This is a genomic window from Paraburkholderia sp. Ac-20340, assembly GCF_017104965.1.
Taxonomy (GTDB): Bacteria; Pseudomonadota; Gammaproteobacteria; order Burkholderiales; family Burkholderiaceae; genus Paraburkholderia.
In genome coordinates this window covers 1-12,301 of the sequence record NZ_JAAGPR010000053.1, presented here as the reverse complement: position 1 = coordinate 12,301, position 12,301 = coordinate 1, and the positions used below count along the sequence as shown (strand labels likewise).

General features: G+C 65.8%; 5 protein-coding genes and 1 pseudogene. 3 read left to right on the top strand and 3 right to left on the bottom strand.

The window, feature by feature from the left end; all coding sequences use genetic code 11:
• Window positions 1-38: 38 nt before the first annotated feature.
• The gene (locus G3N59_RS35065) at window positions 39-3,833 is read right to left on the bottom strand and encodes a DUF748 domain-containing protein (protein ID WP_205987534.1); all 3,795 of its coding nucleotides are present in this window, start codon (window positions 3,831-3,833) and stop codon (window positions 39-41) included.
• Between the two features lie 254 nt (window positions 3,834-4,087).
• Window positions 4,088-5,524 (bottom strand): DUF1254 domain-containing protein, encoded by a 1,437-nt coding sequence (locus G3N59_RS35060; RefSeq protein ID WP_205987533.1) that lies wholly within the window; start codon window positions 5,522-5,524, stop codon window positions 4,088-4,090.
• A 302-nt stretch (window positions 5,525-5,826) separates the two neighbouring features.
• On the opposite strand from G3N59_RS35060, the gene G3N59_RS35055 reads away from it, so the two are divergent.
• On the top strand, window positions 5,827-8,373 hold the full coding sequence (locus G3N59_RS35055; protein ID WP_205987531.1) for a heavy metal translocating P-type ATPase: 2,547 nt from the start codon (window positions 5,827-5,829) through the stop codon (window positions 8,371-8,373).
• A 309-nt stretch (window positions 8,374-8,682) separates the two neighbouring features.
• Window positions 8,683-10,680 (top strand): methyl-accepting chemotaxis protein, encoded by a 1,998-nt coding sequence (locus G3N59_RS35050; protein ID WP_205987526.1) that lies wholly within the window; start codon window positions 8,683-8,685, stop codon window positions 10,678-10,680.
• A gap of 73 nt (window positions 10,681-10,753) precedes the next feature.
• Here the strand turns inward: G3N59_RS35050 and G3N59_RS35045 are convergent, their stop codons facing one another.
• The gene (locus G3N59_RS35045) at window positions 10,754-11,665 is read right to left on the bottom strand and encodes a peptidyl-prolyl cis-trans isomerase (protein WP_205987512.1); all 912 of its coding nucleotides are present in this window, start codon (window positions 11,663-11,665) and stop codon (window positions 10,754-10,756) included.
• A gap of 428 nt (window positions 11,666-12,093) precedes the next feature.
• On the opposite strand from G3N59_RS35045, the pseudogene G3N59_RS35040 reads away from it, so the two are divergent.
• Window positions 12,094-12,301: pseudogene (locus G3N59_RS35040) on the top strand (type VI secretion system tip protein VgrG); the annotation flags it as partial.

Here is a 12,301-nt window from a genome sequence, read left to right as displayed (position 1 = left end):
GCGAGGCGCGTACACCGACGCGCCTCGCCGTCACGCCCTCACTTCAGGCCGAAATCCACGCGCGTCGTCGCGCCCTTGTCGTCGATGCCTTTCGCGTCGAGTTTGGGCGCCACCACGAACACGCGACTCGGATCGACCTTGCCTTCGAAATACTGCTGCACCGCCTGCGCGCGCTGTTGCGCGAGATCGCGCAGCGTGGCGTCGTCCACAGGCGCGTGTTCGGCGAGCGCCTGCTTCATGTCGTCCACTGGCATCGACTTCGTGAAGCCAATCATGTTGTGCGGCTTCTTGAAGTCGCCGTCCTTGTACGCCTTGGTCAGATACTTTTCGTATTCCTTCTGATCGACCTTCACCTCGGACGTATCCACGCTTTCGCCGTTGCCCACGGTGTCCTTGACCTTCTGCATGCGCACCAGATGATCGACGTACTGCTCGCGCAGCGCGGGCGTATCCACAGCCGGATCGACGCGGCCGATCAGATCGATCTTGATCGACGGCTTGTCGTCGAGCGCCTTGGCGATGGTGTCGAGCTTCTTGTCGTCGGCGTCGGTGAGTTTGGCCTGGCCCGGTTCGAACTCCACGTAACCCAGTTCCTGCCCGCCGCCGCCGAACGCATTGGCGAGCAGCGAGAACGGCGCCGTCACCGCCTTCGCGACCAGATTCAAAACCGCTTTCCAGATCAAGCCGCCGAGGCTGAACTCCGGGTTCGAGAGCGAACCCGAAACCGGAATATTCACGTCGATCTCGCCACGCCGGTTTTTCAGCAGCGAAATCGCGAGACGCACCGGCAGTTTGGTCGCGGTGTCGTTATCGACGTGATCGCCGAAGGTCAACTGGTCGATGAAGATGTGGTTGTTCGCGGTGAGCTGGTCATCGGCGAGCTGATAGTGCAGATCGACGTTGAGCTTGCCCTTGGTGATCGGGTAACCCGCGTACTTGGTCGAATACGGCGTGAGGTTGGTCAGCTCGATATCGTGCGCGCTCGCGGTGAGATCGAGCGAAGGCTTGGCGATCAGCGGATTCACCGTGCCCTTGATCGAGATCGGTCCGTTGGCCGACAGTTTCGCCGACACATCGACCGGCGCGGGCGTGGTCGATTCCGTGCCGAATGCGCCCACCGTGCCCTGGATCTGCACGAGGTCGGCGGTGTAATTCGGCTTGATGAAGTTGTCGGTGTAGTTCACGCGGCCGGCCTGCAACACCAGTTGGCCGAAGTGCAGGCGCACCGGTTTCGACGGCGGCTGCGCCGCGGTCACAGTGGTCGCGCCCGAAGCCGGCACCGGCGCCGACGCCATTTCCGGCGCGCTCGCGGCCTGCGGCGTGAGCGGCACCGGCTCGCGGCCGCCGCGCTGCCCGGCGCTGGTGTCGCGCGTGAGCGATTGCGCTTCGCCGCTCTGGTGCGCCACCACGTCCTTGAGGTTGAGCTTGCCTTGCGCGTCCAGCAACACGCGGCCGTAGAAGCCCGCGAAGGTCACGCGGCTCGCGTCGACATCGGTGCCGCGCGCGTCGTCGTAGGTGGCCTTGAGGTTGCTCAGCGCGAGCGAGCGCCAGCCCGCGAACGGGTCGGACGTGGCCTTGTCGAGCATGCGCACATCCACCAGCGCCACGTCGCCGCGATAGTTCGCCTTGAGCGCCTTGCCCTGCTCAACCGCCAGTTGCCCCTTCATATTGAGCAGCGCGCTGGCGATCACGGCATTCAACTGATTGCCGAAATACGGCTCGAAAGCCGCGGCGTCGAGCCGGTTCGCGTCGATCTTCAGTTGCGCCTTGAGCGGCGTCGGGTTCACATCGCCGTCGAGCGCCAGCGTGCCTTTGCGGTTGACCGTCGCCTTCAGTTCGATGGGCAGCGCGTGGCGCATATCGTCGCTGATCTGCTGGACCTTGAGGTCGAGCGGCGCGATCGCCAGTTTCACCGGGCGCTGCGTGGAGCTATCCGTGAAGTTGACCGAACCGCCGTTCACGCTGACGCTATCGATCTTGTAGTGCCACGCCGGGCCTTCCTTGACCGACTTCTGCGCCGCGTGAATCGCCGAGCGCTGCGGCGCGGCTTCATGGCCGCCCGCCAGCTTCATCAAGTCGATATCGCCGTTTTTCAGACGCTCGGCGTTCACCGCGAGGCCGTTCGCTTCCACCGATGCAATCTGCGCCGTGCGCGCCGCCAGATCGACCTGCGTAAGCTGCACCGTGCCCTTCGCGAGCGCGACGGCCGGCGTTTTCGCGCCGCGCGCGGCGATCTTGATCGCGTCGAGCCCGATCGTGCTCGCGCCCACCTGCACGGCGGCCGGCGACTTCGCCCAGTCGGCCGTCACGGTCGAATCGAGCGTGAGCTTGCCGTCGACGATCTGCGCGGCCATCGCGTTGTCGAGATACGGCTGCATCGGCGGCAGCGGCAAGGCACGCAAGGCGATCTTCGCGTCGGCGTGCTTCGCGGCCATGCCGAAGTTGCCCGAGACCTGCGCCGCGCCGCCGTCCTGCGTGCTCAAGGCGAGCGTGTAAGGCGCCGGCGCTTTCGCCGTGGTCGAGAAGTTTGCAAGCGTCGCGGCTACGTTGCTCAAGGTCTGATCGACGGGCTTCGATGCGGCTTCGTCGTGCACGTGGAGCGTGCCGTCGGTCACCGCCAACTGGCGGATCGAGAGATCGAGCGGCGGCGCCTTTTCCGCGACTTCGGCCTTCACCGCCGATGCCGCCGATGCCACGGCAGCCGCCGAAGCGCTCACCACCGGTTTGCCTTTGGCATCGGCGGGCGTTTCTGCTTTCGCCGCCGGCGCGCCCACGAGTTTTTCGACGCTCAGCACGCCGGCCTTGTCGCGCGCGAGCCAGACGGTTGGCGCATCCAGGCGAATCGTGTCGAAGCGATAGACGTTGCCAAACGGTTCGAGCGACGCCGCCGCGACATGCAGCCCGCGCGCACCGAAGAGCGGCGCGTTGGCGTTGTCGGTTGCATCGATATCGTCGAGGTCCGTCGTGCCCGAAACGCGCAGCGTCGGCTTCTCGCCCGACATCACGAAATCGAGCTTCAGATTGGTCGACAGCTTGCCGCTCTTGAGCGCGATGGGCAGCTTCGTCGGCGCATAGGTCAGCAGCTTTGGCACGTCGAGACCGGTCAGACGCAACTCGACTTCCGACTCTCGCGAAGCCGCGAACGGCTTGGTCTTGCCGTCGATCGCGAGCGTGCTCGCGCCGTCGATACGCGCACGCAGCAGCGGCTCGACGAAGATGTCGGTTTTCGACGCCAGCGTGGCGATAAACGGAATCCCCAGCGTCCAGCGGTCGATCACGTGCTTCTCGTTGAGCAGGCGATCGTCGAACGTGATCTGACCGTTTTCGATGCGGATATTCGACACCGAAAATTGCGCGGGCTTGCTGCTGGGCTGGGCGGACGGCTTCGAGAATTTATCGATCAGATCCGAAAAATTGAAACGCTGCGCGTCGAGCCGCACGATGGTCACGCGCGGCGAATCGAGCCGCACTTCATCGACGATCGGCGCCATGCGAAAGAGCGACGACCACGACGGCTTCACCACCAGCCGCTCGACATCGAAGAACTCGCCCTGAGCGCCGCGCTCGCCGATATGCACGCGATCCGCTTCGAGCCGCAAGGTGTAGGGATTCAGCGCGATGCGCGCAATCGTGACGGGACGGTCGAGCTGCTGGCTCAACTGCTGCTCGGCGATATGGCGAATGAGCGGCGGCGCGGCGAAGAAACCGAGCAGGCCGAACACCACGAGAAAGATGACGAGACCCGTGAAGATCTTGCGGGTACGCGGCGCACGCGCGGCGGCGCGCACCGATTGCAATGAAGTAGTCAGCGTTGCTTTGTTGAGGCTTGCCATGCTTGCTGGCCAGTGACGCGGCGACAGGTTCGCCGCGGATGGTGGAACGGCTTGGGCTGTGCCCTGCTGAATTCGACAGACAGATGGGCCCGACTGCCCCGAAGTATAGGCCCGATGGCGCGATACGCGGCTGTAAAACGCCGGGGAAATCGACAGGAAATGTCAGATGGGAGCGCGCCGCAGAACGCCGCGCGCGGAAGAAACGCAGCGGCGGGATGCGCCGCTGCGTTCAGACTTTACGACTTCGATTCAACTTACTGACGCTCGACCGCGGCCGGTTGCCAGCTGCCGTCGGTGGCCTGCGGCTTCGGCGCGTACATGCGCAGCACGAGGCGGAAATCGCCCTTCGGCGCCGGCACCCAGTTGCTGCCGCCACGCGCACGCTCGGCGCTCACATGCACGTCGATGGAACCATCGCGATTGCGGCGCGCGCCGTTGCGATCGCCAAACGCGATACGCACGGGCGCATCGCCATCGAGCGCGCCATCGGTCGTGTAGGCCGTGATCGACCAGAAGCCGCGCACCGGCGGCAACTGCTTGGCGCTGAAGTGAATCACATAGCGATTCGCGCCGTTGAGCGCGTGACCGTCGCTGTCCTGCGCGACGCGCGCGCGCACTTCGTCGCGGCTGGTCGGCAGACCCGGCGACGCCCACGCCGCGTAGGCGCGCAGCGAATAGTCAGGGCCGTAGTTGCCCGCATCGTCGCCGATCCAGAGCCAGCCGTTGCCCGCCAGCAGGTTCGACGGCGGCGTGGCGACGCGCGTGCGGCCATCGGCGAGACCCGCGTTCACCATCGCCATATCCTTGCTGCCCGACGGCAGTTGCGCGCCATCGCCCGGATGCACGCCGATATCGCCGAGGATCTTCAGCGCGTGCTGGTCGTCGGGCACCGGCGCGTTGTCTTCCAGCGCCAGCGCGAGGCGGTTGAAGTAGCCATTGGCGTCGAGCGCCGCAACCCGCGCGGCGGGCGCGCCGGTTTCGACCGGATCGCCGCTCAGACCCGCGCCGGATTGAGCCTCGGCCTGCGCCGCGCGCTTGCCGTGCGCGTCCCACGCGGCCAGCGGCGCCACGCGCAGACCGCGCTGCAGACGGCGCACCGCGTTCAGATCGGCGCCCCCGCGCGTCTGGATACGGGCGATGAACCACGCATAACGCGTGCTCACGTCGATGCGCTTCACGCGCGCGGGCAGCGTGCCCTTCCAGCCGGCCGGGACGAACGCAATCGTTTGCGCCTTCAGACCGTTCACGCGCTCGTTGGCGGGCGTTGCCGTCGACCAGAGCACGTTGGTCCACATGTCGAGCGCGCGCGCATCCATGTAGCGGCCATGCGTATCGGGCAGCGAGATCAGCACCGGTTCGTTGCCGAGATCGAGCCAGCCGGTCGAAACGAGCGTATCGAGATTGGGTTCGGGCGGGCTGGACGCGCCGACGGGCGGCAGCGACTGCGCGTTACGCAGCGTGTTCGACGCGGCCTGGCCGGGCGCGTTGCCGGTGGCGGCTTCGCGCGAGACGTCCATCAGCACGAGCGGATAGGCGAACACGTAGGAGTCGGACACTTCGTCCTTGACCCAGCCGTTGCTGTTTTTGGGTGCTGCACCCTCGGGCGCGGACGCGCATCCGGCGATGAGGGCCACGCCCGCCAGAGCGGCGCAGGCGCGTAAAAAGGGCATAGTGCAACGTTTTGTTGTCATTTGTTGGTTCTGTACGAAGCGGGCGGTCCATGGGTGACGTCGACCGGCCTCCGGCAAAACGCGCCAGCCCCCCCAAGGGCTGTTGGTCCAATGCGCGCAGCGGGGCCAATGCCGCCGGTCGCTATCGTATCGCCCACAAAAGACTAAGAAAAGCCTGACGGAGGCAATTGTTCGTTACGGGGGGCGGGGGGGAATCGCTGGCTCGACTCGAAAGAGCCCAAATAGCCCAAATAGCCCCTTGACCTTCCCATGATGGGAACGTAGATACTGCTTCCTATCGAATCAGATCGCGTTTGCACATCATGAACGAACCCCTTATCGCCGAAAGCGTGGGCCAGGCGGCCCGCAGCGTGGCGGAACTCGACATCGGCGGCATGACCTGCGCGTCGTGCGCGATGCGCGTTGAAAAGGCGCTGGCCAAGGTGCCGGGCGTCGCGCGCGTGAGCGTCAATCTCGCCACGGAAAAAGCCACCGTCGAAGCCGCAGCCGATGCCGCCAGCGCCGCCGCGCTCACGTCTCAACTCGTCGCTGCCGTTCAGAAGGCTGGCTACGAAGCCACCCCGGTCGCAGTGCCGGAACCCGCATCGCCATCCAGCGACCCCGCCGACACCGCGCACTTCGCGATCGGCGGCATGACCTGCTCGGCCTGCTCGAATCGCGTCGAAAAGGTGCTCTCGCGCGTGCCGGGCGTCGCGAGCGCCAGCGTGAACCTCGCGACCGAAGAAGCGTCGGTGCGCCTGAACGCGCCGCTCGACGCCGAGACCCGCGAGCGCCTCGTCGCCGCCGTCCAGAAAGCGGGCTACGAAGCCACGCCCATCGTCAAGGACGCGCCTCCCGCGGCCACGGACGATCAACCGGACGCCGCCGCCCCGTCGCGCGCCGAAATCGCCGAAGCCACCGCGCGCCGCGAACTGCGCGCCGTGCTGATCGCCGCCGTGCTCAGCGCGCCGCTCGTCGTGCCGATGTTCGGTCACTGGCTCGGCCTGCACTGGATGCTGCCCGCCGCCGCGCAGTTCGTGCTCGCGTCCATCGTGCAGTTCGGCTTTGGCGCGCGCTTCTACCGCGCCGCCTGGAAGGCCGTGCGCGCGTTCGCGGGCAATATGGATCTGCTGGTCGCGCTCGGCACCTCGGCGGCCTGGGGCGTGAGCGTCTACGCGATGCTCGCGCATCCCGGCGAGAGCGCGCATCTGTACTTCGAGGCTTCGGCGGTCGTCATCACGCTGGTGCGCTTCGGCAAGTGGCTCGAAGCGCGCGCGAAGCGCCAGACCACCGACGCCATCCGCGCCCTCAACGCCTTGCGCCCCGAGCGCGCGCGCATTCGCGAACACGGCGTCGAGCGCGATGTGCCGCTTGCCCAGGTGCGCGTCGGCGCGATCGTGGTCGTGCGTCCCGGCGAGCGTCTGCCGACCGACGGCATCGTGCTCGAAGGCCGCAGCCATATCGACGAATCGCTGATCACCGGCGAAAGCCTGCCGGTGCCGAAGTCGCCCGACGACTCCGTCACCGCCGGTTCGATCAACGGCGAAGGGCTGCTGGCCGTGCGCACGACCGCCATCGGCGCGGAAACGACGCTTGCGCGCATCATCCGCCTCGTCGAAAACGCGCAGGCGGAGAAAGCGCCGATCCAGCGTCTCGTCGATCGCGTGAGTGCCGTGTTCGTACCCACGATCCTCGTGATCGCGACGCTCACGCTGGGCGGCTGGCTGCTCGCGGGCGCGTCGGCGGAAACCGCGATTCTCAACGCGGTGGCCGTGCTGGTGATCGCCTGCCCGTGCGCGCTCGGCCTCGCCACGCCCGCCGCGATCATGGCGGGCACCGGCGTGGCCGCGCGTCACGGCGTACTCATCAAGGATGCCGAAGCACTCGAAACCGCGCACGACGTAGGCGTCGTGGCCTTCGACAAGACCGGCACGCTCACGCTCGGCCAGCCGTCGCTCGCCGCGTTCGAAGCCGCGCAAGACATCGCGCGCGCCGATGCGCTCGCACTCGCCGCCGCCGTCCAGCAGCACAGCGATCATCCGCTCGCGAAAGCCGTGGTGAATGCGTTCGAGGCGCAGGCGCACGGCGCCGCACTGCCCGCCGCAACCGAGGCGCGCGCCGTGCCCGGCCGTGGCGTGGAAGCCGAGGTCGATGGCCGCCGTCTCGCCATCGGCAGCGCGCGCTGGCTTGCGGAACTGAAGCTCGCGGTCGCGCCCGAACTCGCCGATCGCGCGAAGGCGCTCGAAGCGCAAGGCAACACCGTTTCGTGGCTGATGGACACGCACGCGAACGCTGTGCTCGCCCTGCTCGCCTTCGGCGACACCGTGAAGCCCACGGCGCGCGACGCCATCGCGCGATTGAAGGCGATGGGCATCCGCAGCGTGCTCGTGACCGGCGATAACTCAGGCAGCGCGCAGGCCGTGGCCGCGCAACTCGGCATCGACGAAGTACACGCGCAGGTGCTGCCCGACGACAAGGCGCGCACCGTGCGCGATCTGAAGATCCGCACCGGCGCGATCGTGGCGATGGCCGGCGACGGCATCAACGACGCGCCCGCGCTCGCCGCCGCCGATATCGGCATCGCCATGGCCACCGGCACCGACGTTGCCATGCACGCCGCCGGCATCACGCTGATGCGCGGCGATCCGGCGCTCGTGGCCGCCGCCATCGACATCTCGCGGCGCACGTGGCGCAAGATCCAGCAGAACCTGTTCTGGGCCTTCATCTACAACCTGATCGGTATTCCGCTCGCGGCCTTTGGTCTGCTGAATCCGATGATCGCGGGCGCGGCGATGGCATTTTCGAGCGTGAGCGTCGTGACCAATGCGCTGCTGCTGCGCACCTGGCGCGATCGTCCCGATCGTTCATAACGTCGCCTTTATATGGCGCGGCATTTCATATGCAGCGCCATTTCCTATATTTTCACGCACCACAAAATAATATTTCAGCGTGCGAAATATTCGACACGCTATAGCGCTTTTCACGCATCGATCCAGCGCAATCCCTTACGCATCAACGCACCCAGATCGCACCCCATATCGGCGCTCGCGCGTATTCATACGCAAACGTTGGCGCTTTTTTTTCTGCACCCCTCAAGGATCGCTAAAGCTGGCCGTAATCCGTATGCCAGCGCTTCGAAAGCGCCAGTTCCCGGCATCATTTCTTCAGGAACCGCTTCAATGATTTCATTCGTCCAGCGACGCACCAGTGTGGGTGTGCGTCTCGCGCTGCTTTCGTGCGTGATCGTCGCGGCGATCTTTATCGCATTTACGCTAGCCATCACCCATAGCGCCGCCACTCAGGTCGGCGAACAGGTGCGCGCGCGTATCGCCGAAAAGGATCGCTCGGTCGCGTCCACCATCGCGCTGATCGATAGTGCGCTCGACGCCGAAGTCGATCGCTCGATGACGCTGTTCGCCAGCTTCCTGCCCGGCGACTTCGCGCTCGATCCGACGCAGACCGTCGATATCGGCGGCAAGGCCACGCCGACTTTCAAAGTGGGCGATCGTGTGCTGAACCTCGATTTTTCGATTCCCGATCAATTCCTCGCGCGCAGCGGCGCCATCGCGACCGTGTTCGCCCGCACCGGCGACGACTTCGTGCGCGTGACCACCTCGCTCAAGAAGCAGGACGGCTCGCGCGCGATCGGCACGCTGCTCGACCGCAAAGGTCCGGCCTACGCGCCGATTCTCGACGGCCGCAGCTACTCGGGTCTCGCGCAGTTGTTCGGCAAGCAGTACATCACCGAATACAAGCCCATTACCGATGCCAGCGGCAAGGTGATCGGCGCGCTCTTCGTGGGCGTGGACGTGGACAAGCAGATCGGCGCGATCAAGAGCGAGATCGGCAAACTGAAGCTGGGCGACACCGGCTATTACTTCGTGATGGACGCCTCGAACGGCGCGGCGCGCGGCAATTTCCTCGTGCATCCGGCCGCCGTGGGCCAGCATTTCGACGATGCCAACGCGCCCTACTCGCGCATGCTCGACGCGCACGAAGGCACCTTCGATTACAGCAGCGCCGACGCCACGCTCGGAGAGCGCGACGCGCACGCCAAGCTCGTCTCGTTCGTGAGCGTGCCGCAATGGCAGTGGCTGGTGGGCGGCGTGGTGCCGCGCGACGAGATCATGGCCGAAGTGAACACCACGCGTAACGACTTCGCGGCGATCGGCTTCGCGCTGGTCGTGCTGTTCGCGGCGCTGTCGATCTACGCGGCGCGGCGCATGGTGAGCCAGCCGCTCGACGCCGCCGCGCACGCCGCCGGGCAACTCGCGGCGGGCGACCTGACGGTGCGCATCGGCGCGGCGCAAGCGACGCACGCAGCAGGCCCGGCGAGCGCGCAAGGCGCCGACGAAATCGGCCGTCTGACCCAGGCCATCGACGGCATCGGCGTGGGTCTCGCGCAGATCGTTTCGCAAGTGCGCGGCGCGAGTGCGCAGATGAGCGACGACACCGCGCGCATCGCCGAAAGCAGCGGCGAGATCGCCGAGCGTATCGCCAGCCAGGCCAGCAGCCTCGAAGAGACGGCGGCGAGCATGGAAGAGATCACCTCGACGGTGCAGCAGAACGCCGATCACGCCCAGCGCGCCAATAACGTGGTGACGGGCGCAGCGGACGCGGCGCTCGACGGCGGACGCGCGGTCGAACGCGTGGTCGCGACGATGCAGGACATCAGCCGCGCCTCGCAGAAGATCACCGATATCACCAGCGTGATCGACGGCATCGCGTTCCAGACCAACATCCTCGCGCTCAATGCGGCCGTGGAAGCCGCGCGTGCGGGCGAGCACGGCAAGGGCTTCGCGGTGGTCGCGAGCGAAGTGCGCGCGCTCGCTCAGCGCAGCGCGGCGGCGGCGCGCGAGATCGCGGCGCTGATTTCGGAATCGTCGGCGACGGTCGACACGGGTTACCGCATCGCGGGCGAAGCGAGCACGACGATGCGCGACATCGTCACGCGCGTGGAGGAAGTGCGCGCGATCATCGCCGAAATCAGCGTGGCGTCGCGCGAGCAATCGGGCGGCATCGAGCAGGTCAACATCGCGGTCTCGCAGATCGGCGAGGCCACGCAGCAGAGCGCCGTGCTGGTCGGCGACGCCGAGCGTGCCGCCGCGGCGCTTTCGGATCAGGCCGCCACGCTCGCGCAACTGGTCAGCGTGTTCAAGCTGCGCGGCGAGCGGTAAAACGAAACGCGGTCGGTAAACGCACAAGGGCGCTTGAGGTCACTCAAGCGCCCTTTTTACTTCGTGTCGCGCGTTACTGGACGATCGTCGCGCTTTGCACCAGCGATTTGACGAGCTTGGCCGCGCCCGCGTCCATCGCTTCGGCCGTCAGTTCGCGGCGGATCTCTTCCTTCACTTCGCTGTACGGCTGCACCTTCATCGCGCGCTTGTCCTCGAGCTTCACGACGACCCAGGCCTGGCCCGAACGCACCGGCTGCGGCGCGACCGCGCCCACCTTGAGTTGAGCGAGCGCACGCGCGAATTCCACCGGCACGCCATGCGTGTTGCCTTCCTTGACCGGCGTTCTGAAGCTGACCCACGGCATTTCGCCGCCGTTCGCCTTCGACGGCACCATGCTGTAATCGCGCGCCAGCGCGTCGAACGGCTGGCCCGCTTTGGCCTTCGAAATCACATCCTGCGCAAGCTTCTGGTCGGCGACCACGATCACCTGCGGTTTGAATTCGAACTTGCCGAGTTCCACATTCGTGGTGTCGTAGCGCGCGCGGATTTCGCGTTCCGTCGGCGCCGGTACGTGCACGTTGTCCTGCATCCACGCGCGAATCACGAGATCGGTCTTGTCCGTGCCGGATGCCTGGACGATTTCCGGACGCTGATCGTAGTGCGCGCTGACGGCCTGCTGGCGCATCACTTCGCGCACGATCAACTGCTCCTTGAGCGCCTTGCGCAGCTTGGGCGAGTCGGTGGCGTCCTGGTTGCGGCTGATCACCGCCTGCACGGCACTATCGAGCGCCGATTGCGGAATCTGCACGCCGTTGACCACGGCCATCGCGCCGGCGGGCAAGGTCTGCGGCGCGCCCGAGGTCGCTCCAGCGGCCGGCGTGGCCGAAGCGGCTGGTGTAGGCAGCGCCTGAGCGAACGTGGGCAACGCGGTGACAAGCAGCGCCGACGCGCACAGCGCACGGAAAAGCGGGGACATACGGAACATCAGATTCGACTCCAGAAGAGGAAGGGCCAGCGGCCCGCGCCCGGCATTATCGCTTGTGCGGGGTCGTGGATGCGAAATGCGACGGTGAGGCGGTTCGGGTGACGCGCTGCAAGCGCCGTGTGGCGGGGTGTTGGCGGGTTCGCGGGCGGAGGGCGGGATGGTGGTTATGCACAGAGTTGCCAACAAAAATTACGAAATTCTTCCAGCTCGCCAATACACCCCAACTGTTTCAGATATTTCCGAGGGGACGATGAGATTGCGCTGTCGGTCTGCAAAGGCATTGATGTCGCGCAACTCCTACGGGGGCGCTTAGGTTCAGTATCTCGCGCAGCTTACGATTTTCGTATCGACCACATCGATTAATAAGCAGTCCGTTATTTCAAGAATTCTCAGTCGAGTCAGCATTCAGCAACAAGGAGGTCAAACGCATGCCCCGTCAGAGTGATGTGCGCTTTACTTTTGAAGCAGCCGGTAGTATTGCGTTCGATGTCGTTGGTTTTCAACTAACCGAGGGCATCAGCAGTCCCTTCAATCTGACCGTTGAGCTATCGAGTACCGATCCCGCTGTCGATTTCAGCAAGGTCCTCGACCAACCCGCCACGTTCACAATCTGGCGTGGCGAAACCGCCGTGCGAT

What these genes read in the sequence shown, in the direction of transcription:
- G3N59_RS35065 (WP_205987534.1), bottom strand. Translation starts at nt 3,833, where the DNA reads ATGGCAAGCCTCAACAAAGCAACGCTGACTACTTCATTGCAATCGGTG.
- G3N59_RS35045 (WP_205987512.1), bottom strand. Translation starts at nt 11,665, where the DNA reads ATGTTCCGTATGTCCCCGCTTTTCCGTGCGCTGTGCGCGTCGGCGCTG.
- G3N59_RS35055 (WP_205987531.1), top strand. Translation starts at nt 5,827, where the DNA reads ATGAACGAACCCCTTATCGCCGAAAGCGTGGGCCAGGCGGCCCGCAGC.
- G3N59_RS35050 (WP_205987526.1), top strand. Translation starts at nt 8,683, where the DNA reads ATGATTTCATTCGTCCAGCGACGCACCAGTGTGGGTGTGCGTCTCGCG.
- G3N59_RS35060 (WP_205987533.1), bottom strand. Translation starts at nt 5,524, where the DNA reads ATGACAACAAAACGTTGCACTATGCCCTTTTTACGCGCCTGCGCCGCT.